At 54.0% G+C, this 24,139-nt stretch carries 32 protein-coding genes; 17 read left to right on the forward strand and 15 right to left on the reverse strand.

Translation table 11 applies throughout. The features are described from left to right. Positions 1 to 5 precede the first annotated feature (5 nt). Positions 6 to 335, reverse strand: coding sequence for a multidrug efflux SMR transporter (locus tag SynMVIR181_RS03345; protein WP_186589980.1), 330 nt, complete (start codon positions 333 to 335; stop codon positions 6 to 8). A gap of 89 nt (positions 336 to 424) precedes the next feature. Here SynMVIR181_RS03345 and lepA point away from each other — a divergent pair, with 89 nt between their 5' ends. Then, positions 425 to 2,239 (forward strand): translation elongation factor 4, encoded by a 1,815-nt coding sequence (lepA, locus tag SynMVIR181_RS03350; protein ID WP_186589981.1) that lies wholly within the window; start codon positions 425 to 427, stop codon positions 2,237 to 2,239. Between the two features lie 45 nt (positions 2,240 to 2,284). Here the strand turns inward: lepA and SynMVIR181_RS03355 are convergent, their stop codons facing one another. The 6 genes from SynMVIR181_RS03355 to SynMVIR181_RS13205 form a co-directional block, all read right to left on the reverse strand. After that, positions 2,285 to 4,021: a VWA domain-containing protein gene (locus SynMVIR181_RS03355; RefSeq protein WP_255444399.1), complete on the reverse strand. Its 1,737-nt coding sequence runs from the start codon at positions 4,019 to 4,021 to the stop codon at positions 2,285 to 2,287. Then, positions 3,999 to 4,685, reverse strand: a complete 687-nt coding sequence (locus tag SynMVIR181_RS03360; RefSeq protein ID WP_186589982.1) for a Tfp pilus assembly protein FimT/FimU — start codon at positions 4,683 to 4,685, stop codon at positions 3,999 to 4,001. Before SynMVIR181_RS03360 ends, SynMVIR181_RS03355 begins: the two co-directional genes overlap by 23 nt. Next, entirely contained in the window at positions 4,682 to 5,143 is a 462-nt protein-coding gene (locus SynMVIR181_RS03365) for a hypothetical protein (protein ID WP_186589983.1), read from the reverse strand. Before SynMVIR181_RS03365 ends, SynMVIR181_RS03360 begins: the two co-directional genes overlap by 4 nt. 259 nt (positions 5,144 to 5,402) lie before the next feature. After that, positions 5,403 to 7,118, reverse strand: coding sequence for a hypothetical protein (locus SynMVIR181_RS03370; RefSeq protein ID WP_186589984.1), 1,716 nt, complete (start codon positions 7,116 to 7,118; stop codon positions 5,403 to 5,405). Between the two features lie 75 nt (positions 7,119 to 7,193). Continuing rightward, entirely contained in the window at positions 7,194 to 7,718 is a 525-nt protein-coding gene (locus SynMVIR181_RS03375; protein WP_186589985.1) for a type IV pilin protein, read from the reverse strand. Between the two features lie 208 nt (positions 7,719 to 7,926). After that, entirely contained in the window at positions 7,927 to 8,409 is a 483-nt protein-coding gene (locus SynMVIR181_RS13205; RefSeq protein WP_255444400.1) for a Tfp pilus assembly protein FimT/FimU, read from the reverse strand. Positions 8,410 to 8,607: 198 nt separating this feature from the next. On the opposite strand from SynMVIR181_RS13205, the gene SynMVIR181_RS03385 reads away from it, so the two are divergent. From SynMVIR181_RS03385 to SynMVIR181_RS03400, 4 genes are read left to right on the forward strand one after another with little or no spacing between them, the layout of a single operon-like run. Further along, positions 8,608 to 9,090, forward strand: coding sequence for a hypothetical protein (locus SynMVIR181_RS03385; protein WP_186589986.1), 483 nt, complete (start codon positions 8,608 to 8,610; stop codon positions 9,088 to 9,090). Continuing rightward, a complete protein-coding gene (locus SynMVIR181_RS03390) occupies positions 9,090 to 9,518 on the forward strand; it encodes a hypothetical protein (RefSeq protein WP_186589987.1) in 429 nt (142 codons plus the stop codon). Before SynMVIR181_RS03385 ends, SynMVIR181_RS03390 begins: the two co-directional genes overlap by 1 nt. Then, complete coding sequence (locus SynMVIR181_RS03395; protein ID WP_186589988.1) at positions 9,515 to 10,033, forward strand: GspH/FimT family protein; 519 nt, start codon at positions 9,515 to 9,517, stop codon at positions 10,031 to 10,033. The genes SynMVIR181_RS03390 and SynMVIR181_RS03395 overlap by 4 nt, the downstream gene beginning before the upstream one ends. Then, the gene (locus SynMVIR181_RS03400) at positions 10,017 to 10,625 is read left to right on the forward strand and encodes a prepilin-type N-terminal cleavage/methylation domain-containing protein (RefSeq protein WP_255444402.1); all 609 of its coding nucleotides are present in this window, start codon (positions 10,017 to 10,019) and stop codon (positions 10,623 to 10,625) included. The genes SynMVIR181_RS03395 and SynMVIR181_RS03400 overlap by 17 nt, the downstream gene beginning before the upstream one ends. A 16-nt stretch (positions 10,626 to 10,641) precedes the next feature. Here SynMVIR181_RS03400 and SynMVIR181_RS03405 read toward each other — a convergent pair whose 3' ends face one another. The 3 genes from SynMVIR181_RS03405 to SynMVIR181_RS03415 all read right to left on the reverse strand — a co-directional run bounded on the left by SynMVIR181_RS03405 (position 10,642) and on the right by SynMVIR181_RS03415 (position 12,807). Beyond that, the gene (locus tag SynMVIR181_RS03405; protein ID WP_186589989.1) at positions 10,642 to 10,887 is read right to left on the reverse strand and encodes a hypothetical protein; all 246 of its coding nucleotides are present in this window, start codon (positions 10,885 to 10,887) and stop codon (positions 10,642 to 10,644) included. Between the two features lie 97 nt (positions 10,888 to 10,984). Continuing rightward, positions 10,985 to 11,248, reverse strand: coding sequence for a hypothetical protein (locus tag SynMVIR181_RS03410; RefSeq protein ID WP_255444403.1), 264 nt, complete (start codon positions 11,246 to 11,248; stop codon positions 10,985 to 10,987). 86 nt (positions 11,249 to 11,334) lie between these two features. Next, positions 11,335 to 12,807, reverse strand: coding sequence for a sensor histidine kinase KdpD (locus SynMVIR181_RS03415; protein ID WP_186589990.1), 1,473 nt, complete (start codon positions 12,805 to 12,807; stop codon positions 11,335 to 11,337). 143 nt (positions 12,808 to 12,950) lie between these two features. On the opposite strand from SynMVIR181_RS03415, the gene SynMVIR181_RS03420 reads away from it, so the two are divergent. Both SynMVIR181_RS03420 and SynMVIR181_RS03425 read left to right on the forward strand, forming a co-directional pair. Beyond that, on the forward strand, positions 12,951 to 13,769 hold the full coding sequence (locus SynMVIR181_RS03420) for an ABC transporter permease (protein WP_222929432.1): 819 nt from the start codon (positions 12,951 to 12,953) through the stop codon (positions 13,767 to 13,769). 20 nt (positions 13,770 to 13,789) lie between these two features. Beyond that, positions 13,790 to 14,050 carry a hypothetical protein gene (locus SynMVIR181_RS03425; protein ID WP_186589992.1) on the forward strand — a complete coding sequence of 87 codons (261 nt, stop codon included), beginning with the start codon at positions 13,790 to 13,792 and terminating at the stop codon, positions 14,048 to 14,050. A gap of 27 nt (positions 14,051 to 14,077) precedes the next feature. On the opposite strand, the gene trmH is transcribed toward SynMVIR181_RS03425, so the two are convergent. After that, positions 14,078 to 14,767, reverse strand: a complete 690-nt coding sequence (gene trmH, locus SynMVIR181_RS03430) for a tRNA (guanosine(18)-2'-O)-methyltransferase TrmH (protein ID WP_186589993.1) — start codon at positions 14,765 to 14,767, stop codon at positions 14,078 to 14,080. On the opposite strand from trmH, the gene SynMVIR181_RS13210 reads away from it, so the two are divergent. Then, positions 14,766 to 14,900: a hypothetical protein gene (locus tag SynMVIR181_RS13210; protein WP_255444404.1), complete on the forward strand. Its 135-nt coding sequence runs from the start codon at positions 14,766 to 14,768 to the stop codon at positions 14,898 to 14,900. The genes trmH and SynMVIR181_RS13210 overlap by 2 nt on opposite strands. After that, positions 14,897 to 15,223, forward strand: a complete 327-nt coding sequence (locus tag SynMVIR181_RS03435; protein ID WP_186589994.1) for a glycine zipper 2TM domain-containing protein — start codon at positions 14,897 to 14,899, stop codon at positions 15,221 to 15,223. The genes SynMVIR181_RS13210 and SynMVIR181_RS03435 overlap by 4 nt, the downstream gene beginning before the upstream one ends. Positions 15,224 to 15,228: 5 nt before the next feature. Here SynMVIR181_RS03435 and SynMVIR181_RS03440 read toward each other — a convergent pair whose 3' ends face one another. Next, on the reverse strand, positions 15,229 to 15,432 hold the full coding sequence (locus SynMVIR181_RS03440) for a hypothetical protein (protein WP_186589995.1): 204 nt from the start codon (positions 15,430 to 15,432) through the stop codon (positions 15,229 to 15,231). Between the two features lie 124 nt (positions 15,433 to 15,556). Here SynMVIR181_RS03440 and SynMVIR181_RS03445 point away from each other — a divergent pair, with 124 nt between their 5' ends. Both SynMVIR181_RS03445 and SynMVIR181_RS03450 read left to right on the forward strand, forming a co-directional pair. Continuing rightward, positions 15,557 to 15,934, forward strand: a complete 378-nt coding sequence (locus SynMVIR181_RS03445) for an MGMT family protein (protein ID WP_186589996.1) — start codon at positions 15,557 to 15,559, stop codon at positions 15,932 to 15,934. Continuing rightward, on the forward strand, positions 15,927 to 17,282 hold the full coding sequence (locus SynMVIR181_RS03450; RefSeq protein WP_255444405.1) for a 16S rRNA (cytosine(967)-C(5))-methyltransferase: 1,356 nt from the start codon (positions 15,927 to 15,929) through the stop codon (positions 17,280 to 17,282). The genes SynMVIR181_RS03445 and SynMVIR181_RS03450 overlap by 8 nt, the downstream gene beginning before the upstream one ends. On the opposite strand, the gene SynMVIR181_RS03455 is transcribed toward SynMVIR181_RS03450, so the two are convergent. Genes SynMVIR181_RS03455 through SynMVIR181_RS03465 form a run of 3 tightly spaced genes read right to left on the reverse strand, consistent with a single transcriptional unit; the run spans position 17,260 to position 20,476 of the window. After that, positions 17,260 to 19,293 carry a transglycosylase domain-containing protein gene (locus SynMVIR181_RS03455; RefSeq protein WP_186589998.1) on the reverse strand — a complete coding sequence of 678 codons (2,034 nt, stop codon included), beginning with the start codon at positions 19,291 to 19,293 and terminating at the stop codon, positions 17,260 to 17,262. The two genes, SynMVIR181_RS03450 and SynMVIR181_RS03455, sit on opposite strands and share 23 nt — an antisense overlap. Then, positions 19,290 to 20,243: a chlorophyll synthase ChlG gene (chlG, locus tag SynMVIR181_RS03460; protein WP_186589999.1), complete on the reverse strand. Its 954-nt coding sequence runs from the start codon at positions 20,241 to 20,243 to the stop codon at positions 19,290 to 19,292. The genes SynMVIR181_RS03455 and chlG overlap by 4 nt, the downstream gene beginning before the upstream one ends. Before the next feature lie 11 nt (positions 20,244 to 20,254). Next, the gene (locus SynMVIR181_RS03465; RefSeq protein WP_186590000.1) at positions 20,255 to 20,476 is read right to left on the reverse strand and encodes a DUF2862 domain-containing protein; all 222 of its coding nucleotides are present in this window, start codon (positions 20,474 to 20,476) and stop codon (positions 20,255 to 20,257) included. A 54-nt stretch (positions 20,477 to 20,530) separates the two neighbouring features. On the opposite strand from SynMVIR181_RS03465, the gene hisF reads away from it, so the two are divergent. The 6 genes from hisF (at position 20,531) to SynMVIR181_RS03495 (ending at position 23,864) form a co-directional block, all read left to right on the forward strand. Further along, positions 20,531 to 21,322, forward strand: a complete 792-nt coding sequence (hisF, locus tag SynMVIR181_RS03470) for an imidazole glycerol phosphate synthase subunit HisF (RefSeq protein WP_186524760.1) — start codon at positions 20,531 to 20,533, stop codon at positions 21,320 to 21,322. Positions 21,323 to 21,369: 47 nt separating this feature from the next. Continuing rightward, the gene (locus SynMVIR181_RS03475; RefSeq protein ID WP_186524761.1) at positions 21,370 to 21,570 is read left to right on the forward strand and encodes a hypothetical protein; all 201 of its coding nucleotides are present in this window, start codon (positions 21,370 to 21,372) and stop codon (positions 21,568 to 21,570) included. Between the two features lie 7 nt (positions 21,571 to 21,577). Then, positions 21,578 to 22,279 (forward strand): bifunctional demethylmenaquinone methyltransferase/2-methoxy-6-polyprenyl-1,4-benzoquinol methylase UbiE, encoded by a 702-nt coding sequence (gene ubiE / locus SynMVIR181_RS03480; protein ID WP_186524762.1) that lies wholly within the window; start codon positions 21,578 to 21,580, stop codon positions 22,277 to 22,279. Between the two features lie 97 nt (positions 22,280 to 22,376). After that, on the forward strand, positions 22,377 to 22,730 hold the full coding sequence (locus tag SynMVIR181_RS03485) for a hypothetical protein (protein WP_186524763.1): 354 nt from the start codon (positions 22,377 to 22,379) through the stop codon (positions 22,728 to 22,730). A 187-nt stretch (positions 22,731 to 22,917) separates the two neighbouring features. Then, entirely contained in the window at positions 22,918 to 23,514 is a 597-nt protein-coding gene (locus SynMVIR181_RS03490) for a hypothetical protein (protein WP_255444406.1), read from the forward strand. A gap of 98 nt (positions 23,515 to 23,612) precedes the next feature. Further along, positions 23,613 to 23,864, forward strand: coding sequence for a DUF1651 domain-containing protein (locus SynMVIR181_RS03495; protein WP_186590001.1), 252 nt, complete (start codon positions 23,613 to 23,615; stop codon positions 23,862 to 23,864). The last annotated feature ends 275 nt before the right edge of the window (positions 23,865 to 24,139 follow it).

Genomic DNA, 24,139 nt, shown 5'->3' on the forward strand with positions numbered 1-24,139 from the left:
TGAGTTCAGGGATGTTTTCCAGTGAGATTCACGATGATCACTCCAGCTGTGATTGTGGCGATTCCCACCAGCTGACCTGGAGTTGGCACTTGCTCATAGGCAAGCAATCCAACCAGCACGATCGCGACGATCCCGATTCCACTCCATAGGGCGTAGGTGATGCCGAGAGGAATGGTCTGCACCACTCGAGAGAGCAACAGCATCGAAGTGGAGTAAGCAGCGAGCACAACGACTGTGGGAATCGGCCTACTGAAGCCCTCAGAGAGCTTGAGGCAGGACGTCCCGATCACTTCGGAAGTGATCGCCAGAAATAAAAGAATCCAGGGTGCGGGCATGAAGCGTGTTTCTCCTCGAATTGGTGGCGGCTCCTTAGGATTAGGTCACAGCCTTCTTCAGAAGCCCGAGCCGGGATTTCGCCAACCGCATGACCGACGCTCCCGTCAAAAGGATTCGCAACTTCTGCATCATTGCCCATATCGACCACGGCAAGTCGACGTTGGCTGACCGGTTGCTGCAAGACACCGGCACGGTGGCCAATCGGGACATGCAAGAGCAGTTCCTCGACAACATGGAGCTGGAACGGGAGCGGGGGATCACGATCAAGCTCCAAGCCGCCCGCATGAATTACAAAGCGGCGGATGGTGAGGAGTATGTGCTCAACCTCATCGACACCCCAGGCCATGTGGACTTCTCCTACGAGGTGAGCCGCAGCCTTCAGGCTTGTGAAGGGGCCTTGCTTGTGGTGGATGCAAGCCAGGGCGTGGAAGCTCAGACCCTTGCCAACGTTTATATGGCGTTGGAGAACGATCTCGAGATCATTCCAGTGCTCAACAAGATCGATCTGCCGGGTGCGGACCCGGATCGGATCAAGGAGGAGATCGAGGCGATCATTGGCCTGGATTGCTCGAATGCGATTCCCTGCTCGGCCAAAACAGGCATGGGCGTTCCAGAAATCCTGCAAACGGTTGTGGATCGGGTGCCACCACCTGCCGACAAGGTGAAAGAGCCCACCCAAGCGCTGATCTTTGATTCCTATTACGACCCTTATCGCGGTGTGATTGTGTACTTCCGCGTGATGAGCGGGAGCATTAGTCGTAAGGACAAGGTGTTGCTCATGGCGAGCAACAAAACCTATGAACTCGATGAAGTCGGGATCATGGCTCCGGATGAGCAAAAGGTGGATGAGCTTCACGCCGGAGAGGTGGGCTATCTCGCGGCATCGATCAAGGCCGTGGCTGATGCACGGGTGGGTGACACGATCACCTTGGTGAATGAGCCGGCCGATGCACCGCTGCCTGGTTATGCGGAAGCCAAGCCGATGGTGTTTTGCGGCTTGTTCCCGACGGAAGCCGATCAATACCCGGATTTACGAGAAGCGCTGCACAAATTGCAGCTCTCTGATGCAGCGCTGAAATTTGAACCTGAAACCAGCAGTGCGATGGGCTTTGGATTCCGTTGCGGATTCCTTGGTTTGTTGCACATGGAGATTGTGCAGGAGCGCTTGGAGCGTGAATACAACCTGGATCTGATTGTTACCGCTCCATCGGTGATTTACACCGTAAATCTCACCAATGGTGAGCAAATCTTGGTGGATAATCCGGCCACACTTCCGGATCCACAGCAGCGTGAATCGATTGAAGAGCCCTATGTGCGCATGGAGATCTATGCGCCGAATGAATTCAATGGGGCGTTGATGGGTCTATGCCAGGAGCGCAGGGGTGAGTATCTCGATATGAAATACATCACCAAAGAACGGGTGACTTTGATCTACGAATTGCCCTTGGCGGAAGTAGTGACAGATTTCTTCGATCAAATGAAGACGCGTACTCAGGGCTATGCCTCAATGGAGTACCACTTGATTGGGTATCGCAGGAACGAGCTTGTGCGCCTGGATGTGTTGATCAATGCGGAACGAGCTGATCCCCTTACCACGATCGTGCACCGTGATAAGGCCTACAACGTGGGCAAGGGCTTAGTTGAAAAGCTCAAGGAATTGATTCCTCGCCAGCAATTTAAGATTCCATTGCAAGCTTCGATCGGTAGCCGGATTATTGCCAGTACGAGCATCAGTGCGATTCGCAAAGATGTGCTTGCGAAGTGTTATGGCGGTGATATCTCACGGAAGAAGAAACTACTGAAGAAACAGGCGAAAGGTAAGAAGCGGATGAAGGCGATGGGCAAGGTCGATGTGCCTCAGGAGGCCTTCATGGCCGTGTTGAAATTAAATCAGACCCCATAAGTAGCAAAGTAATAAAGTCTTATCCTTTTAGGGGGATTTATAGCTCTAGACATCATCAACCTTGATATATTCCCCTGAGGTTCTACTTGAGAGGATCTGCATCCACTCGGAATCTAGACCAACACTGGTTGAGTTGAGTTTGATTGATACGGCCCCATCGTCTACCCGCTCTGCATTGAGACCTGCGTAGTGGTCAGCAACGTTGTCGTAGTCATCGCTTCTCCAGGTAGAACCACTTCGGTCTTTGTTGGGTTTTCCATCAGATAAGAAATAGATCGTGTCTGTGAGATTGTCGCCAAAGGCATCATCCAGGGTGTTCCAGGGCATCGTCCCTCCCCAGTACGTGGGATCGCTACTGCTGAGGCTATTCACAAATCTGATCGCTGATTGACGTGCTTCTGAATTACTAGGACCTAGCTCTACAAGATTGTTACGACTCTCTTCCCAGGTTTTGTTGTTGCGTTTTCCATTTGTACTAAAAGATGCCAGACCAATTTTGGTGTAATCAGGGAGATTACTGATGATGTCGATCATTTCATGTTGCAGTGCTTCCATACGGGTGAAGCTGCAAATCTGGGAAGTACGGTAATAGCCACGATTTGGATCGTAGAAGCGCCGGCGTGTATTGCCGTATTCTCCACTCCAGGCAACGCAAGCACTCATGGAGCCTGATCCATCAAGGATAAAACGCAAATTGCTGCTGGTAATGTTTTGGAAGAACGCTCCACCGGCATATCCATTCCCTTCGCCACCATCGGTGGCGCCATAGCCAAACCGAACGCGTTTGTCGGCACGGGCAAACGCTGAAAAATAGAGATCTTGCTTGGCCTGACTTTTTACGCCGTTGCTGCTTTCCAGGTAACTTGCAGAGATTTGATAGGGATCATCTTTTGAATCGTCAAGTTCATAGGGATCGATGAACTTCACAAGTTTGGTATTGATATCTGTCTGAATTCTCAATGCAGGTTGTTGTGCTGTGCGTGCTGGAGATTTACTCCCCGTAAAGGCAAAGCTTGTGTTACTTAAAATAGTACTTAATGGTGCACTGTCTGGGCATTCCTCGTTTTCAGCAAGATCGCTCACCTTGCATGGGATCGTGCCAATATCATCAAGGACTCTGCTGATAAAGACGCCGGATTCATATTGTTCATTGTCTGTATCTGTATTTTCAGCTGATGTGTAGGTTCCATCCATGTTGAGGGGAGAGCCGCAGCGAAGCAGGGCATAGCCACGTCCGTCTCCACTTAGTCCAACCCCATAGATGACAGGATCATCGAGCTCCACCATGTTGATTCCAAAGACGGGATTGAAACCACCGGCTTGAGGCAAGCCTTGGCAATAGCTAATGATATCTGTGTATTGATTGAGGTCGGTATCTTCTTCTCCTTCTTGCACACCTTCTGTGCGGTTGATTAGCAAATTCATGCTTCGTTCAACTTCTGAGCGCATTAGGCGTAGGCCATTCGTTGTGTTTTGCCTTAATGTTGCTTTCCCATGGGATTCAGAGATAAGGGTTTGAGTGGTCCGTAATCCTGCGGATGCTGCGCCGATAATTAATGTTCCAGCTACGATCCCTATCAAAAGCTCAGGGGCGGTGAAGCCATTTTTAGGGGGGCTTTTTGTTGTTGATTTCTGCGGGGTAAGGTTCATCATCGTTTCTTCTCTGATGATCGTTGCATAGGACCAATGTGTCACATTGATGAGCTTAATTGGCGAAATGTGGGGTGAAGGATTTCTGAGAATGGTCTGAATCGTGCGATTACGTTGTTTGGCATGAGCCACTGCTGATCGCTGATGTTGGCTCCTCGAGCTTCCAGAGTCCATTGGAGACTTCTCCCGCTCCATCAATTTGTACACAACGAATGGCTAGTTTGTTGCTTCCTGGCAGGCAAGTTGTGGAATCATCCTCTGACAGGGATCGCTCATGGCAGATTAGAAATGATATTTGATCTGAATTCAGTGTTGTGCCTGGTGGTGTGAATCCAAACTTCGTTGTGCTAACTGCAACACGAACTGCCTTGGAGGTTGGGGTTGATTCGTATTGCACAATTCGGAGATTGTCTTGTTCTCTGCCCGTGAGTGTGCTGAGTGAATAGCCAGGCGCACCAGTGCTGCAGTCAGGATCATTGGCAAGCTGACTGATTTCAGAATTGCAGCATTGCATGGTTGTTGTATTCCCGCTACTGCCTTGACTAAACTCAACAAGATTGTCTGGTGTTTGGAAGGAATAGGCGGTCGGAAATTCTATGAGGCAGCTGGTTTTTTGCTTGCCAAGCTTTGCCTTTAGATCCAATAATCCTGATTCCAGCTTATAGGCGTATGTATTGACATCCCCTTGCCATCGATTTCTGGTAATCATTGGCACCGTTGCTGCTGTGGCGATCGAGAGTAGCGATACGGTCACCACCATCTCAATCAAGGTGAATCCATCTTTTTTGTTTTTCATGAGAGGGTGTAGCATTGAGAAGAAAAGTTTGGATTAACTTCGATCATCCGTTGTTCGTCTCCGATAGTTGATTCGGGATCTTCGATGTTTGATTCGGGTGCTTTGAATTTGTAGGTCAATACCAATAGGTATGGATCAGTGTTATCCCAATTCATTGATACGGCAGGGTTTGGTTTAGTTCCAGCGACATCCGCTCTTTGCAGATGATTCATTAGAAATGTGCTTGGCTCTGCGCATGCCGTGGCAAGATTTGTATTTAGACCTGTTTCTGCTTCGATTGCATCAGCTGTTAGGTAGGAATCTTGCATTTGAACCAACTGGATATGATCATTGATCGCGGCTTCGATACTTGCGCGCGAGGATTGGTTTCGGCTTGTGGCCATTGCGCTGATCCCCAGACGACCTACCGCTGTCATGACGGCAGCCACGATTAGGCCTGCAATCAAGGTTTCGATCATGGTGAAACCAGATGCACCTTTCGGCCTTTTCTGATTTGATCGATGTGGGATGAATGGATGTTTCATTGAGATGAGCTCATTGAGGTTGGCTCGATTCGCTGATGGAGGAAAATTGATGCTTGTAATCTCCTCCTTTGATCTTTAGATGAAGTCTAAATTTTGTTTGTCTTCTTGAACTGAGGCGTCTCAAAGTTCAGCCTTAAACTGTTGCTTGAGCTTGCTGAGTGTTGACTGAGCCCGCATTTGCAGGCTTCGGTTGTTACCAGCGCTCAAAGGTGTCGAGACTTGTGCCTCGAATCGCTCTTGTGACCATGCGGCCATAACCCGGATAGTTAAAGCGGCTGAGCCATCCCCAATTGTCATTCGCTCTTTGAACAACGGGAATCCCGCTTTGCGATGTGTTTAAGGTGAAGGATGAGGGATTGTTGTTTTCATCCTCAACGCAGATACTGCTGGCCCATGCCAGACCGCTGAGGGTTGCATTGTTGGGGCGAATGGTTCCCGTTGGCAGATAGAGCAGCGCATAGGGAAGGTTGTCATCTTTGAAACTCAATGACCGCACTTTTGTGTTGCAGGCATCTACAGGTGCTGATCCACCGCTGGCCATGATCACGAGCTGCTCAGGCTTGCCATTGCAAGTTGTACTTCCGGGGTTTACTCCACAAATTTTTGCTGAACCTGAGAGTGTGATTGCGCGTGAAAATTTTGGATCATTTGGATAGGCAACGGGTTGATCTAAATGCAGAACGATTGATCTCGTATCCGTTGTTTCAATTAGAAGCTTTTTGTTGCTCAAGTTGATATGGTCAAGATAGACATGACAATCAAATTGATTGGATTGGCTGCAGAGGATATCCGTCTTCAGGGTGATGGTTGAGTCTTCTTGATTGATGTTGATCCCTTCACGTGCTGCGGTTCGAAAGTCTCCGGTATCTGTTGTGATGCCATAGTCACCCGTTTCGGTTTCATCGGCATCGCGCACGCAGACTGCTTCACCGCAGGGAAGTGCTGGATACAAAATTGGGGTGCCATCTGCTTTGAGGTCAATCGCACCATCTCCATCCTGATCTCCTTGCGTTGGTGCGCTGTCATCAAAACTCCACATCCTGATCGTGTTGCCACCACTGCCTCTTGTGGTGTCGTTTACACGATTTTTTTCAAAGAGGTTGGATGGTGGCATCCCACTGACGCCTCTTCTTGTCGTATCGATATTGATCGGCCATATCTGGTTATCGAGGCTTTTGCCTGCCAATGCTGTGTTGCTGGAGCTCACATCAGCGAGTAGCGCTGAATCGCCGCATCCACTGGCATATTGGGTTGCGAGGTAATTGCTAGGTGTATTCGTTAAATAAAAGATGTTGCCAGGTCCATTAATCTCAGTGTCGTTTAATCGGAGATTGTGGCCGCTCATCACACTCCAGTCTCCAGCGCCGGCAACTTTTGAGCTCACATAGAGAGAACGGCGTAGCAAGGCTCTTGCCATGACTGTTTCTCCACGGCTGACGATTCCTTCAATGTAAAAAGTGCCTTCACCATTGCCTGCTGTTGCCGTGGTGTTGTAACTACGTAGCCTGTAGGCCACTTTGACTTCGTTATTCCCCCCGTCATTGCGCATGTTGCCATTGCTGATCAGCACGCTCGGCGCTTCCGAAATTGTTTGTGCTGGATAGGCTTGGGTGTAATTGGTGACTGGTGTGCACAGCTCCACCAATTCATAATCGTCTGTATTGGGTTTCGCCCAGCCCCACTGTCCTTCACTGTTATTCAGTGAAAGTAGAAATCCTGTGTAGTTGTTACGGTCATCGCGGTTGATGTCGCTGATGATTCGATTGAGGCCGTTGAGCGCAGCAGATTCAGCCATCTGTTGATAACTCTCTGATGCTCCAAGCTTGCGGGCCATGATCTGGCGAACCATCAATCCTGTGGTTCCAGCCAGCAGAACCGTTCCCATGAGCAAGGCAATGACCATCGTCATTCCTTCTTCGCTTTTCGCGGTAGTTAGCTTAGTGGATCTTTTGTTTTTACTGGGAAAGGTGTGTTTCTGCATGACTTAGCCGCAATTGATTGTGTTTTCAATTTCTGAGAGGTTTCCACTTCTTAGGTCGCTAGCGCCATTGCTAATGTTGAAGCAAGATTTAATCGCATATGTATATTTTGTTTCGTCTGCATTTTCTTCTTCTTTCTCTCTATCACTTACTCGTGTAGCTGTCATTGTGTAGACGGATTCAGTAGGCCCTGTGATTGACAGATCGTAGATTGAGTTTGGAAGAGTGATAGGTGTGTTGAGATCGCCTGTTGCTGGACCATTGCTTGTCATTACCGCTGCAATACTTGATAACTCGTCCCAAGTTGTAGGTGCTTCTCCCGTTTCATCAATGTGCTGGCCAATGATTGCTGGGATTACTAGCATTTTGGCTTTGGCATCTGCAAGCTTTGCGCTGTTGTTTGCATTTGTGTAACTGGGATAAGCAATTGAGCTTAGTGTGCCAATGATTGCTGTAGAGATTGCTATTTCAACAAGGCTGAACCCATTTTTAGGTCTGTATGTATTCGGAGAGGGGAATTTTCTGATCATGAGACTCCTTGGACTTCCCGATGTGATTTGACTTGGTTGTTTGGCTTGATTTGCTTAGATATTATTCAGACTTTCTGCATGATTCGTTCAGTTCAATCGCTCTGAATGGTTTTTTGGTCTAGTTGTGAATATTTTACTTGTTGGCTATTGGTTCATGGCCGCTCTTTTGTAAAGGCAGCATTTTAGCTGCCTAGTTTTTGTCTTTTTATTATTCATCTCCTGTTGGTTGGGTGAATTCAATTGCGCCATTCTCCGACTTAACCGTAATCAGGCAGGTCTCTCCCGCCCCAAATTCTATTTTTGGCCCGCATTTTGCCTTTGCGGTTGACCCCTCTTCAATGGTGCTTGTAAATATCACGTCCGAAGTTGGTGCTGTTGACGTGTCTCCAGCATTGTTGCAATCTCTTGAGATTCCTTCGATGCTCTCCGCTGGATAATCATTGGGATATGGACCCTCAATAATAATTGCAGTAGAGCATTCTTTTGCTAAACCTACAAATTCTCCGACTTGTGCGCCGGCTTGAGCTTTGTCTTTTACGCCTAGGAAGTTAGGAAGCGCTACTGCCGACAGTACACCGACAACAACGATTACAATCATCAGCTCCACAAGTGTGAAACCTTTTTCGAGAAGGTTTTGGCCTTTCTTGCGGTTAAGGACTGAAAATTGAAGACGGCTGTTAAGTGTGCTCATGATGTTCAGTGAATGAATTTTGAAATGGCACCTTTGTGCTCATGAATCCACTATCTCTTGATTGATTGGTGCGTAGATAAGAAAAGGGCTAGATCTTCCTGAGAGGTTTCTTAGGGCCGTTTCTTCCTCTAGTGGCGCTGATCTTCTCTTCGCCGGGGAACGCTTTGCCCAGTTGCGTTTATCCCTTTGAGTTGTTTGATGGTCTCCCGACTTCGATCCGAGGCTGGATTCGTGTTGCCCTTGGCGCTTACTGCTTCAGCGGTGTTGCTGTTGGGGAGTGCTTCGCTTCATACGCTCAGCCTGCAGAAGCGATTGCGGATCCATGCCACTCATCAGCGTGGGCAGGTCGCTGATCAGCTGCGCTCTGCGGCCCAGGCATTTTCATCCGCTGCTATTGGAGAAGAAGCCTGTTTGCTGCGGTGGTCTTCGCTGGAATGGTCTGGTCTTGCTCAAGCTTGCACAGGCTCTGATCCATCCCAGCTGAGCGGTGGTGTGGTGGGAGAGATGCCCTGGACGTTGCTCGATTGGCAGCCAATGAACCACAGCGGTCAGTTGACACTGCAATTGGCGGATGGGCGAACCGGCAGCTTCCGTCTTGCGCTTGATCCTTCTGCAGTTTCCGTTCTTGGCATCAGTGAGGTGCAGCTGCAGGCTCGCGTTCCTCAGCTGGAGGCTGAGTGATGAGCTTGCTTGAAGTGGTGGTGTCGTCTGTTGTGTTGGCCTCAAGCAGCAGTGCCGCCCTCGGAGTGTGGAATCAGGCTGCCACTGAAGTTCAAAGAAGTACCCAGTTGGATGAGCTCGCTCTTCAGCTGGAGACGGCACGGATCGCGACTGACCGATGGCTTCAGTCGGATGCGGCAGCGTCTGTCGTGATCGATTCCAGTTCGCCTGATTGCAGGTTTAACCCTGAAGCCTTAAATGCAGCTGTTGTTGAGCGATTGCCGCTTGGATCTGAAGTGAGCACTCATTGGAGTGCCGATCCCCAGGGCCTTGGCCATTGGCTTGAGCTCAGTGTTGATGTCCAGCAATCATCACCTCCCTTGAAGAGGCGTTTGCTGTTGTCGCCTGCGGCCTATGGCCTCTGCCAGCAGGAAGAGGTGCGCGCATGAGCTTGATCGAGCAGCTGATCGTGGTGAGCTTGGTGGGGATGTTGGCGTCGATTCCAATCGTGACGGGAGGTGGCGACCGGGATCAACTTCAGCTCGATGCCAGTGCGCGCCGCTTGCAGAGCGGTTTGGATCGGGCCCGCAGCATTGCTCGGCGGAAGCAGATCGCTTGCGGAGTTTCCCTGAATGACGAGGGATTCACGGATCCCGATGAGGGGAGTCTTCCTGGTTCTCTTCCTGCCTGTCCTGGGATCGGGATGGCGTTGCAGGAGGAATTTGAACAGGGGCCAATTGTGTTGAGCACGAACTTGCCTCCGCTGTTGCGCTTCACTGCCAACGGTTTGCTTCTGGATGGCGGGATTGCGGTGCTTAGCCATCGTCGTTTAGCCAAAGCGCGATGTGTAGTTGTGAGCTTGCCCTTAGGCGTGAGCCGGATTGGCTTCTATCAGGCTCCTCTTCCATCTGATGGTGGGCGTCTGCGCAGTAGCCATTGCCTGCCTGATGTCGCTTCGAGTTAAGTCGATGTTCAAGCGATTATCCGAAACACGAGCTGAGAACGGGTTCACGTTGATCGAGCTGCTGCTCTCTCTCAGCCTTGGCAGCTTGCTGTTTGTTGTGTTGCTGCAGCTGATCGGCGCTGATCTACGTCTCGGAAACACAATGGCGAGCCGTTTGCGTGAATCGGCGCAGCAACGCCAAACCTTGGAGTTGATTCGAGCTGAGTTGGCGATGGGATCTGGCTGGACGGTAGATCCCACTCCGTCCCATCAATGGTCCTGCGGCATGGCCGGGCGTCAGCCGGTGCTCGCCATTGGCTTGGATGGTAATGATTCACGAGCGTCTGCTCAAACCATTATTTACAGCGTGGGAGCTGCGCCCTCAGCGATTTGGCGCGGCCAGGTGTTGATGCGTTGCGGGCCTGCCTACGGACTTGATGGTGTGATCAGACCAGGGGGAAAAGCACAAAATCGCGTTCTGATTGATGGCTTACCCAAGGAGGGTTTGGGGTTTCAAGCCCGGCAAGATCCTCAATCCAAAGTGCTGCACCTTGCTTTGGAGCAGGCGGTTAATGGTGGCTCTGGGCGTCTTCGTTCTGCTGCAGTGTTCTGATTGAAGTTTGTTCTCGTTATTCGTTGAAATAGATCTTGATTCTGATCTTCACCCAGCGTTTATAAGGAAACACTCTCCAGAACCGCCATAACCCCCAGGCCAGCAACCAGCCAAACAGGCCGACAACCAATCCCACCAGGAATGAATGTCCAACCAGAAACGGTCCGCTGTATTCCAAGTGAAACAGCTCCACTAAAAAAGCAGAGGAAACGGCAACCAGATAGGTGGGAATTTGAGGATGCTGATTGGTTGGGCTTGGCAAGTTTTTTGGAGGCCTATTTAATCAATACTAGGTAAGACCCCAGTGCTGGCTTTGCATTGTCACACCCACTCATCTTGCAGCGATTCGTTCTGTTGATTCAAGCTTTTTCAGAGGCTGCCGTTGGCATGAACAGGAAGTAGGCCTCCACGCTTGCAGCGGCTAGGGCCAGGAAAATGTGATCAATCCAGCCATTGCGCACGCCCATGCCCATGAAGGCAATCCAGGTGTTAATCACCACCATCACGCACAGAAAAATACCCAGAACAAAGCCAGTGAACTGATTCAAATGCCTGCGCTGGATCCAGAGGCTTGCGAGTAAGGGCAATAGGACAAGGGTTGAAGTTGCATGCAGAATTTGCATGCTTAGATCACTATGTAAATGCGGAGTGATTGCAGCCCATAAATTCACCGGAATGAGCAAGGAGCAAAAAATTAAGTAAAAGATCATCATGATTTTGCGCTTGAAGTAGTCGGTGGTTTTGGCAGGATCACGGAGAAGCAACTTCCTTCTCCTTCTTTGCTTTGAACGCGAACTTCACCGCCCATGGCAGACATCAGTAGGGCCACAACAGACAGCCCGAGCCCAGTTCCGCTGCTGCCAGAGCTGTTTTGAGCCCGGTGAAAGCGCTTGAAAATATGCGGTAGATCGCTTTCTGGAATGCCGATTCCTTCATCTTTCACATCGATGGCAATCCCATCCGGGTGAGGCTGAAGCAGCAGCGTAATGAGGGAGTTTTGCGCGGAGTATTTGGCGGCGTTATCGATTAAATCCAAGAGCACTTGTTGCAGGCGGCCAGGATCAGCGAGTGCCTCACTGGTCTCCTGCTCGGGAATGGTGTTCACCACTTCAAGCCTGTGATCGCTGAGATTGCTGCGGCTGAGATCAGCAACTTTGACCACCAACTGCTCAAGATCCACGACTTCTTGGTTGAGTTGCAATTGGCCGGAGTCGCTGCGGGAGAGGTCGAGGAGATCGTCGAGCAGCATGCGCATGCGAATGCTTTCCTCTTCTGCTGTTTTCAGTCCACGGCGTTCGTCGTCGCTTAAGCCCTTGCTGCGCTTGATCGTGCGGTGTAGATACCCCTGAACGATGGTGAGTGGCGTTCGCAGCTCATGGCTCACGGCACTGACAAAGCGCCGCTGATCATTCCAGGACAGGGCGAGTCGTTCCATTAATTCGGCATAGGTGCTTGCTAACTGGCGCACCTCCTTCGGTGCTGCCGTCATCTCTGGAATCGGATCTTGATTCAGGGTGTCTGCGGTGAGGGCGGCGCTGCGCTCACTGAGTTGCAGCAGAGGCCTCACGATCCGTCTCACCATCGCGGTGATCGTGACCAGGGAGAGCGACATCGATCCCACCCCGATCAGGATCATCCACCCCAAAAATTCGTTTTGGGTGCGGCCTGTGTCTGTGGCTTTTGCGCTGCTCCAAAGTCGTTCCCCGGTTGGATACGACCGGCTCAGCAGCGTGAGGTAATCCTGGCCTTGAACCGTGATCAGCCGGGTGTTCTGGTCCTTCTTGTGAGCCTGCATCGTGGCTCGCATCATCTGCATCGGGATGGCGATATGGCCAAACGTTGGCAGCACAAGGCGCCCATCCGCCAGCTCGATCCAGAGGGTGGTGCGCACGCTGGAGTGATCGCGTAGCTCCTGACGCACCTCTGCCTGGATCGCTGGGTTCCAATCGTTGGCGGAATGGTTTTGGCCTAGATGGTCATGCGCCACCAGGTTGTTGCTTAAGTGCTCCGCATTGGCCTGTAATTCCGCCTCCCCGTTGCGGATCTGATTGCGATTGCTGAGCCAGAGCCCTGTGGTGGTGGCCCCGGTGAATCCGATCAGCACTGCGGTGTAAGTGGCCAGCTGGAGTTGGCCTTCAAGGGTTCCGAGGAGTTTCGATCGCCAGTTAGACCCAGATGCCACGAAATCGGTCCCCGGCGTTGATGCCTCACTAAATGCAATTTTGGCAGCTGGACCAGGGAGAATGAAACCCTTCCGCTCTTCCAGTTGCCTTGAGTTTTGCGGTTTCGCCCCTAGGCATCGCACGCCCCACCCTCTCGGCTCGCATGGCCCGATGGGGTCTTGTGATTGTGGGGATCTACATCGCCGTTGCCCTGCTCACGCCTGTGCTGATCAGCGTTGGCTTGCTTCCTGATCCCAATGCCGGTTTAGACAATGCGATCTATGCAGCGCCGTCTCCGCAGCATTGGTGTGGCACCGACCGGCTCGGCCGCGATGTGTGTGTACGCACATTGCAGGGGAGTGGTGTTGCCCTTCAAGTGGTGCTGCTGGCGGTGGTTCTTGCCTTGGTGGTGGGAGTGCCAATTGGAATGTTGAGTGGCTACCTCGGGGGCGGTGTCGACCGGGTGCTGGTGCTGCTCATGGACACGCTCTACACCTTGCCGGTGTTGTTGCTGTCTGTGGTGTTGGCGTTTCTGCTGGGTCGCGGGATTCCGAATGCCGCAGCAGCCCTGTGCGTGGTGTACATCCCCCAGTACTTCCGGGTGGTGCGCAACCAAACAGCCCAGGTGAAATCGGAGTTGTTCGTGGAGGCTGCAAAAACCCTCGGGGCTGGTCCCATCTGGATCCTGCGGCGCTATCTGTTCCGCAATGTGATCACCTCCGTGCCAGTGCTGCTCACCTTGAACGCAGCTGATGCGGTGTTGGTGCTGGGAGGCTTGGGCTTTTTGGGCCTGGGTTTGCCAGAAACCGTGCCGGAATGGGGAAGCGATCTCAATCTGGCGCTTGCCGCTGTGCCTACTGGTATCTGGTGGACGGCTCTCTATCCAGGCCTGGCGATGTTTGTGCTGGTGCTCGGTTTGTCCTTCTTAGGTGAAGGCCTCGAGGCTTGGGTGAGCAGTACGGGTCGCGACGCGGCAAACTGAAAGCAATCGGTGTCTCACGCATGACGCTCTGGGCCACTCTGATCTTGCTAGGCCTGATGACCTACTTGTGGCTGGCAGGGCGCAGCAACCCCGACGACGTGATTGGTTTGCTGGAGCAAATCCTGGCGATCACCCTCGGCTTGGTGGTGCTGTTTATTGGGCGCAGTTTGCTGTTGGAATTGTTGGTGTTGGTGTTCGCCCTGCGCTTGCCCGCGGCGCGCCGCAACCACCCCGTGGCAGCACGCTCTAAAGCCGGAAAAGACATGCTGATGCCGTTCTAACGGCACCTTGTTGCCATTACCGTTCGCTCAACAGCGCAGTTTGGCGGTGCGCGGTAAGTCGCCCTGAATTTCACCCTCTTCGTTGAGCGTGGGATAGGGGCGTTCATTTTCGCGGCACCAGAGTGCAACGTCTGGATAGGCCCACTCGAACAGCAGATTGTCGTAGTCCTCTGCTGGGATCCCTTCCCCATCGGATGGGGCAAGTCCAGCCGCTTCCCGCTGACGCAGGGCCTCAAACAACAGGGTGGCGGTGGCCACCGAGACGTTGAGCGACTGCACCATCCCGCGCATCGGGATGAACACGTCGGTGTCCATCAGCTTGGTGGCGTTTTCGCTGAGTCCCCATTTCTCTGCGCCTAAAACAAAGGCGCTAGGGCCGGTGAAGTCACAGTCGCGGTAATCCACCGCATCCACGCTCAGATTAGTCCCATACAGGTGAAAGCCCCTGTCTTTGAGCTGTTTAACAGCTGCCTCGATGTTGGGGTGGCCGTGCAAGGGCACCCAGCGTTGACTGCCTTGGGCCGTGCTGTTGTATGTGCGTGAGCGCCCACTCAGGCTCACGGCATGGGCTTCCAGCACGCCAACGGCATCGCAGCTGCGCAGGATCGCAGAGAGGTTGTGGGGTTTGTCCACGTGCTCAACCAACACGGTGAGGTTCGCCATGCGTTGGTTCAACACCGCACGCAACCGCTCGAAACGACGGGGAAGGATGGGCATGGCGCATCGTTCTCTGTACCTGAGGGTATGGGATGCCGCTCTCGGTCACATCCAGACGCATCGTGAGGCGGGTTCAGTCACCGATGTTGGGCTCTGTTTCAGAAAGATGGAGGTGTTGCTTCCTCTGCCATGAAACGCACCTGGTTTGCTGTTGCTTTGATGCTGGTTTCTGCCTCCGCGCCTGCTTTGGCTCGGCCTAAAAACGTGTATGACTCACGATCCGAGTATGTGAATCAGCGTTATGGCGGTTCAGCTCGCGATCCTTGGGTGGGCGCGAATCGCGATGTCTACGTGAACAATCAAGACACCAACAGTTGCCTGGAAGGCAGTGTGATCGGAGGTCTGTTGGGTGCTGGCCTTGGGGCTGTTTTATCGCGGGGCAACGGCCGCTGGGTGGGTGTTCCGGTTGGTGGTGCCGCTGGTGCTCTGTTGGGCTGCCAAGTCGATGGGGGCTGATTCCTTCAGCGTTCCCACGTGGAGCCAAAATTGGCTTCCAAGATGGCTGCTTGTAAGAGAGTTTGCATGGTGTGCAAATTTTCTTGCTCGTGGGGCTCACCGCCTGACCAACGCTCGAGTCGGTAGCTCACGGCATCAAGCAGCAGCCTGAGGTCTGCTGGACTTAAGGACAGATCAATTCGTAAATCACCGTTGTCTTGGGTTGTCATAAGGCCTGAAAGAAAACCTGATCGTTGAGGTGAGTTGCTCGAACTGTCGAAAGGATGGTTAGTTCACTCAGATTGGCTCGCAACGAGCGGCCTAGTCGTGAGTTTCTGAGGAACAAAACATTTGATGCGTCCCAGCAGCGATAAGGGCTTCGATGCGCGCGTCTGGCATGCCGTCAGCTTGATCCCGCATGGTCATTTGGCCACTTACGGCCAGGTGGCTGACTGGATCGGGGCCTGGGGCTGTGCGCGTCAGGTGGGATGGGCTCTGCGCAGGCTGAGCTTGCCTTCTGACGTGCCTTGGCAGCGCGTTGTGAACGCCAAAGGACGGATTTCGATGTGCCTCAGTCGGGAGGGGTCGGATTTGATGCAGCGCCAGCTTTTGATTGCAGAGGGCATCCCTGTGGATGCAGAAGGCCGGCTCCCGTTGCAGCGATTTCTCTGGAGGCCGGACCTCGAGGCGCTAGCTCTAGAGATCCATCAATTCGCCATTGCCCGTGAGTGAGCCCGAAGTCAACGGCGCCAAAATTGGTTTACCTGCGCGTCGTTTGGCCTGGGAGGTGCTGGAGGCCGTTGCTGCGGGTGCTTATGCCGACGTCGCCTTAGAGCGGGCCATTCGCCAAAGTTCCCTGTCTCCAGCGGATCGCGGTCTGGCCACCGAACTGGCCTATGGATGCATTCGCTGGCGGCAATGGCTCGATGGTTGGTTGGACCGTCTCGGCAAAGTTCCAGCCCATAAACAGCCGCCCCGGCTGCGTTGGCTGTTGCATCTCGGCCTCTATCAAGTGCTGCGTATGCAGCGCATCCCCGCAGCTGCCGCAGTGGACACCACGGTGGAGCTGGCCAAGCGCCACCGGCTCTCCAAGCTCTCTCCTGTGGTGAATGGGGTGCTCCGCTCGGCCCTACGCGCCAAGGAGGCCGGCGAGACGCTGTCTCTGCCCGAACAACCCGCCCAACGACTGGCGTTGTGCCATTCCCTTCCCGTTTGGTTTGTTGAGAGCCTCTTGAGCTGGTCTGGTCCTGACCAGGCCGAGCGTGTGGCGTTCGCCTGCAATCAAGTGCCGCCCTTGGATCTACGTGTGAATCGCTTGTGCTCTACCCCTGAGGTGGTGGCGTCTGAATTGGCTGAGGCGGGGGTGCCCACGCAGCCGATCGATGGTTGCCCAGATGGCTTGCAGGTGCTGGCGCCTGCAGGAGATTTGCGTCTTTGGCCTGGTTTTGAACAGGGGCATTGGAGCGTTCAGGATCGATCAGCTCAGGGTGTTGCTCCGCTGTTAGCGCCTCAGCCTGGAGATCGGATTCTTGATGCTTGCGCTGCTCCAGGTGGGAAGGCAACCCACCTGGCGGAGCTGATGGGGGATGGGGGGGAGATCTGGGCGGTGGATCGCTCTGCTGGTCGCTTAAAGAGAGTGGCTGCCAACGCAGCCCGCTTGGGATGCGCTTCGATCCATGCGCTCGCAGCCGATGCGGCCGACCTCCTTGGGCAAAAGCCTGAGTGGCATGGTTTCTTTCAACGCATCCTTCTTGATGTTCCTTGCTCCGGGCTGGGAACGTTGTCCCGGCATCCTGATGCCCGTTGGCGCGTGACGCCTGCCACGGTGGAGGAGCTATTGCCGCTGCAAGCGCAATTGCTGGCGGCGATGCTGCCCTTGCTCGCTCCTGGTGGACGTTTGGTGTACGCGACTTGCACAATCCATCCGGCGGAGAACGGCGCGCAGGTCAACAAGCTTCTCCAGGGGCATGCTGATTTTCAGTTGGAGTCCGAGCAGCAGCGCTGGCCTGACCCTGATGGGGGTGATGGGTTCTACACCGCAGTGATCAATGCACCGATCACTGCACCGGCAAAGGTCTAAAGAATTCATCCACCGGGGGGCCGCCCGATGGGCTCACGTAGCGCGGAGTGGGTGCGGGTTTCGCTGCGCCCGCGTTCTCATTGAATGGATCATCCGTTTCACCGAATAGGTCGCGATCCGGAAGGGGCCCGTCACCAGGATTCGGTTTGTTGGGGTCGCTCGCTTTCTTTTTGCCAGGTCGTTGCAGAACCGGTCGTACGGTTTTGGGCTTGGCTGGAAACTTTTGCGCCGGGAATTCAGACTTGATTTGAGTCATGAATTGCTTCCAGGCCCACGCGGATTCGCCACTGTTGCTCTTGGTCTCTGCGTTGTTGTCGTGACCAAACCAAACGGCGGTGGTGAGTTGGGGAATGGAGCCGATGAACCAGATATCGCGACCTCCCTCTGATGTTCCCGTTTTTCCTGCCACAGGGCGATCGTCCAGCTTGGCTGCAATCCCAGTGCCGCCGCTCACCACCCGCTGCAGCATCCAATTCATGGTGTCTGCCACATCACTATCCATGGCCCGCTTTCCGCGGTCGCCATCCACTCTGCGGCTCCAAAGCACATCGCCTCCAGGCCCGCGGATCTCTTCAAAGGCGGTTGGTTTCACGTACACGCCGCGGTTGGTGACAGCGGAGTAGGCGGCTGTCATGTCCAGAACGGTTTGCTCATAGGCACCGATCGCCATCGGGTAGTAACGGCCAAGAGGGCGTTTGTTACCAATCCCGAGATTGTTGGCCATCGCAATGATCGGGTCAAAGCCCACCTTGTCTTGCAATTGCACCGCAACGGTGTTGAGTGAATTCTTTAAGGCGTCGGCAAGAGAAATGTTGCCAAAATATTTTTTGCCGAAGTTTTTGGGGCAGTAACCGTTCCAGCAGCGGGGTTTATCTAAGAAAATATCTTCTGGTTTAACGCCCGCGTTAATTGCCGCGCTGTAGGGAAACAGTTTGAAGGTGGAGCCTGGCGATCTCAGCGCTTGTGTAGCGCGATTGAATTGGCTGGAGTAAAAGTTTTTGCCCCCCACCATCACCCGCACTAATCCGGTTCCAGGTGCGATCGAAACGATGACGCCCTCGGTTCCATTCGGTGCGATTTCACGCACCACCTTTTGGGCTTTGCGTTGCCAATCGAGATTGAGACTGGTGCGAATCTTGAGGCCTCCCACCTCCAGTTGTTCTGGGGTGAGCAAGGTGGGCAGCTGTTGGGCAACCCACGTTGTGAAATAGGGAGCCGTGCTGTTGTAGTACTTCGGGATGGCTGGCTTGAGGGCCAGTGGGCTGTTGCGAGCTGCTTCCGCTTCGCCCGAGGTGATGAATCCTTCCTGCTCCATGCGGCTGATCACGATGCTCCGCCTTTGCAGGGCGATCTCGGGGTTCACCAGCGGGGAATACAGCGAGGGTGCGGGTGGCATCCCAGCGATCAGAGCCGCTTCTGGGAGGGTCAATTCCTCCGGTTGCTTGGAGAAATACACCCAGGCCGCATCGGAGATGCCATAGGCGCTGGATCCGAGATACACAAAATTGAGGTATTGCTCGAGGATCTGCCCCTTGCTGAGTTGACGCTCGAGCTTGTAGGCCAGTGCTGCTTCTTTGAGTTTGCGCGTGACCGTCCGGTCCTGGCTCAAGAACACCGTGCGCGCCAGTTGTTGGGTGATCGTGCTCGCTCCTTCGCGAACAGAGCCCTGCTTCAAATTTGTGACGACGGCCCGTCCGATTCCCCAGAGATCAACGCCGTCATGGTCAAAGAAGCGGCGGTCTTCAGCTGCAATGAAGGATTGCATCACCAGCTGGGGCATTTGCCCTGGTTTGATCTTTTCCCGGGTCGCTGGTCCGAGCTTCTGGATCACCTTGCCGTTGCTCGACAGGAGCGTGATCGTGCCTGGCCTGTTGAAAAGATTGATTCCTCTTGCATCCGGCAAGGTCGCATCAATCGCTCGCGTGATGGCGGCCTGCCCGAGCGCAGCACCACTACCAATCGCAACGGCGACGCCTGCGATCAGGAACCAGTGACGACGGGTGCGAATCACATTCCCTGCGTCAGGGGACTATGGCCGATCGCCAGGGCTGTGACCAGCATTCCAAGCACCAGAAAGGGCTGGGCACTGGCTTGATATTTCACATCGAATTCCACTGGATCGCGAAGCAGCCAGATGTCTTGAAAAGTGATCTGAGGCACGATCAACAACACCAGCAGGACAGCTGCGAAATGCTGCCCGATTGCGATCAGAACCGCAACCATCAGGAGTTGGAAGAGGTCGATCATCCCAGCGCTGATCCAGCTTGCGGGCCCAATTCCAAATGCAACAGGGAGTGACTGAAGCCCGAGAGCGCGATCACCTTCCACACTTTTGAAGTCGTTGACCACAGCAATGCCCAAGCCAGCAAGGCTGTAAGCGAGCGTCAGCAGCGCCGTAGCCCAGGTGAGTTGACCGAAGAGGGCCTGACCTGCCCACCAGGGCAGAGCGATGTAACTGGCCCCGAGCGCGTAATTGCCCAACCAGCCGTTCTGTTTCAGCTTGAGGGGGGGAGCTGAATAGATGTAGCTCACAAAAGAGCCGCCAAGGGCGAGCAGGAACAACACCGGAGTGCTGTGTCCAGCCCAGACATCCAAACCCCAAGACACTGCTAAGCCGGCGATCAGCAGGCCCCAGATCTGAACCTTCACCTGGCCGAGACTGATGGCACCTGATGGGATCGGCCGGTACGGCTCATTGATCGCATCGATCTCGCGGTCGTAAAAGTCATTGATGGTTTGGGTGTAGCCGGCGAGCAGGGGGCCACTCATCACCATGCAGGCCAGCGCAGCGCCCACGTGGTCAAGACGCCATTCGTAATTCCCGCTGGCCGCGGCACCACACACCACTCCCCAAATCAGGGGAATCCAGGTGACTGGTTTCATCAGCTGCAAGCGCAGCTTCCAAATGTTGGAGGTGCCACTGGCACCTTTCATTCCGAGCAGCTGACGGGCGTCACTCACTAGGTCAATCCTCAGCCGGGAGCGATTTCGTCTTCGAAGAACCAGCTGGTAGAGCCATCACTGAGCTGAACGACCACGCCGATTCCTTTTCCGTCAACAGTGCGGAAATCAACCACGGTGCCGGAGGAGTCTTTCTTGAGGAGTTCCACCAGGGCACCGGGAATGCGATCGCGGACTCGGGTGACCCGAACCTTCGAGCCGATGTCGATCGTGACTGACGTCTGCTGTGACATGGCCTGCCAGGCTTGAGAAGTGGCCGCAACACTAACAGCCTCTTTTCAACTGACATGGTCGCTCTTCGTTTGATTCCCTGCCTCGACGTGGCCAAGGGCCGGGTGGTGAAAGGTGTCAATTTTGTGGGCCTGCGTGACGCAGGCGATCCGGTGGAATTGGCCTGTCGTTACAGCGAGGCCGGAGCTGATGAGCTGGTGTTTCTCGATATTGCCGCCAGCCATGAGGGGCGCGCCACGTTGGTGGACCTCGTGCGTCGCACGGCTGCGAGTGTGACGATCCCGTTCACCGTGGGTGGCGGAATCGCTTCCGTGGAGGGCATCACTGAGCTGTTGCGTGCCGGTGCCGACAAGGTGAGTCTGAATTCGTCGGCTGTTCGTCGCCCTGAACTGGTCTCAGAGGGAGCTGAGCGTTTTGGCTGTCAGTGCATCGTTGTGGCGATTGATGCGAGGCGTCGGTCGAGCGGTGGCTGGGATGTCTATGTGAAAGGCGGCCGCGAAAACACTGGATTGGATGCGGTGGACTGGGCGCGTCGGGTTGCGGACCTTGGTGCAGGGGAAATTTTGCTCACGTCGATGGATGGCGATGGAACCCAAGCTGGTTATGACTTGGCGCTGACGCGTGCAGTGGCGCAGGCCGTTGCCGTACCTGTGATTGCATCGGGTGGGGCCGGCTGCATGGATCACATCGCTGCAGCTCTGGATTCCGGGCCAGAGGGCGGCCAGGCATCTGCGGCCTTGCTGGCTTCACTTCTCCATGACGGAGTTCTCAGCGTTGAGCAAATCAAATTGGATTTGCAAGGACGCGGTTTGCTGATCAGGCCCTTAGAACCCAAGATTGCGTCTTAAATTGAAAAGACTTAATAGGGCAGGTTTTGACAGGAGGTCTGCCATTGATGACACGTCAGCAGGCTTTGCCTGTGGGAATTGTGTTGGTGTTGGTGGTGATTGCATTGCTGGCCTGGGCACTGCAATTGATGCAGTCGGCGATCGACCAACAGGAATTTTCGTTGATGCTTGCGGGCTGCTTGGTGTGTTCAGCCGCTGTTGGTTTGGCCACGGTGATGGTGATGACTTTGAACGGATTGCTTCTTTGATCTGCTTGTGAAACCTCGTGATCCTGCTGCAGTTGAGGCGTTGTTTAACGCTGTTGCTCCCCGTTATGACCGCCTGAATGACCTGCTGAGTTTGGGGCTGCACAGACAGTGGAAGCGTCAACTCCTGTCTTGGCTGAGTCCGCAACCGCGTGAGCGTTGGCTTGATCTGTGTTGTGGAACGGGTGATCTCGCTCTTGCGTTGGCAAGAAAGTTGAGACCGGAGGGTTCTGTTTTGGGGCTTGATGCTGCAGCGGCGCCCTTGACTTTGGCTGCGGAGCGAGCGGGCCGCGAGCCCTGGTTGCCGGTGCAATGGATGCAAGCGGATGCCCTTGAAACCGGGTTGCCAGATCAAGATTTCGATGGGGTGGTGATGGCCTATGGGTTACGCAACCTGGCGGACCCGTTCTTGGGTTTTCAGGAGATGGCAAGGGTGCTGAAGCCTGGCGGGCGCGCCGCTGTGTTGGATTTCAATCGGTTGCCAGAAGGCAGTGCAGCGGCAGCGTTTCAACGGACCTACCTGCGCCGGATCGTGGTTCCTGTCGCTGCTGGCATGGGGCTTGCCGACCAATACGCCTATCTCGAAACGAGCGTGGAGCAATTCCTGACGGGAGCGGAGCAGGAGCAGCAGGCTGTTGCTGCTGGTTTTACCGCGGCACAGCATCGACGATTGGTCGGCGGACAGATGGGTGTGCTGCTCTTAATTCGTTGATTGAAATCGTTAAGGATGGTTGAGGCCTGTTGAGACCCTTGCGCGGTGACCCCAAAAAGGGATTAGGAAGAAAACATTAAGAAACGGAGGTATCCGTTTGGCCTTCCCGCTCCCGTCATTGCTGGCTTCGATTGAAGATCTCTTGGTGGAGGTGGCATGGCTAGACGGGATGATCCTGGTCACGGAATCTCAAACAGCGAGCTTTCTGCCCATCGCTCAAGTCAACCCTGTGCTGGCCAGGCTGCGATCGAAACCGCGGGGTGCGGAGGTCGCAGACAAACTCAGCCTGTCGCTGCTGAAGTCCCAGGGGAAACGGGCGAGCAAACCTGTGCTGGTCGTTCAGGGAGGTGGACGCTTTTGGTTGGGGATTATTAGCCCCAGCATCTCCCGCTCTCGCTCGCGTCAACAGCACGCTGTCGCTCATTTGGATCGCTGTTTTGCAAAGGGGTAACCCCAGGCGATGCCGGCTTTCCTCTTGATCGAACAACTTGATTGGAGCAAGATTTGATCTGGGCCTCAATCTTTGGATTTGAACGAATCTGAATGGATTGAATTTAGATCTTTGTTATTTGCTTAGATCCTTGATTCTTATTGCCTGGCTGATGCCTGCTAGATTTTTATTGCTTGCTCGTTATTGATTGAAAGGGCCTTCTACTCCGGCTTTGTTTGTGGCTGTTGTCGGCACAGGTTTGATTGGCATGCTGGTTTATGCGGGTCTCTTCTACTCCAAGGCCAGGCGCACAATTCCTGCCCCTAGTGAGATGGATAGTTCCCTTTTTCAGTCGAAGGAGAAGGCTGAACAGGCGGCGAACGAATGGATCTCGCTCGGCGGTAGTTATGTGGTGGAAACGCTGACGACGGTTCGGCGCACGGTGCCGTTGACTGCGCTGGAAAAAAAGAAATTAAAGATCCAGAATGATCAGTCTATGAGGCGGAAGATAGAGGCCGAATATAGTGTTTGCCTTGACAAGGCTGAGACAGATCTTGCTAGGGAGTTGTGTTCGTTTGGCCCGCGCGAAGGAATGGCAGTTGATGAACTAAAGATCCCCCAGAAAAAGACCATTCAGGATCGCAAAGTAAACAAAGTTGAGTATCAGCGTCGAGAATGCACTGATGATCAAGAGTTGCGCTCTTTTGAATGCATTGAACTAGAGGTGGCGCGTGATGCCGTCGTGCGTCGCTCAGATGACGACGAAGCGATACCCATTAAGACCTTTCAGCAGTTTCGTTATTAAGGGCTTGCCACCCCCGCTCTGTTGCGGCTGCGTCTTTGGTCTGGGCGTTACGGGCTGCAGAGCGTGAGCAGTAGATTTGTACTAATTGCTGGCGTGGAATGGGAAGGGAGGGTTGGCTCAAGGATCCTGATGGCTACTGGGTGAAAAGGTTCCATCGCGATCAGGCGTCATGGACTGGGTGTCCTCGGGTCTTCGTGGATGAGGGCAGGGGCATGCCAAACGGTGAACCAGCGCTGTTGAAGCGTCGGCAATGCTTGCGCCATGAGCAGGCAGAGCAGCTATGGAAGGCTTTGCGACGTCAGGGGTGGAGGCCAACAGATCCTGTGTGGGGCTCTGGCTGTGGACCATAAAAAGAGAGGGCTCTCAACCCCTCTCAGCGCGTCTTGCTTTCGCACCATCACTGTGACTTTTCTGTCAGCGGAGATATGACGAAATCGTGAGCAAGTCGCTACTAAATCCGCCTGAGGCGCGCGCGTGCTTGTCGGTTTAGGCCAGAAGCCTGTGCTCGACTAGCCTTTTAGCTCCACAGGTTCTCTGCGTTGCTCGCCGGTTTCGCCATCGTCCGATGCGCGTTCCAAAGCCTGCAATAGCGCAGAACTCAGTGAGCAAGTCCAACTGTTCCCAC

Origin of the sequence: Synechococcus sp. MVIR-18-1, assembly GCF_014279835.1 — a bacterium.
GTDB lineage: Bacteria > Cyanobacteriota > Cyanobacteriia > PCC-6307 > Cyanobiaceae > Synechococcus_C.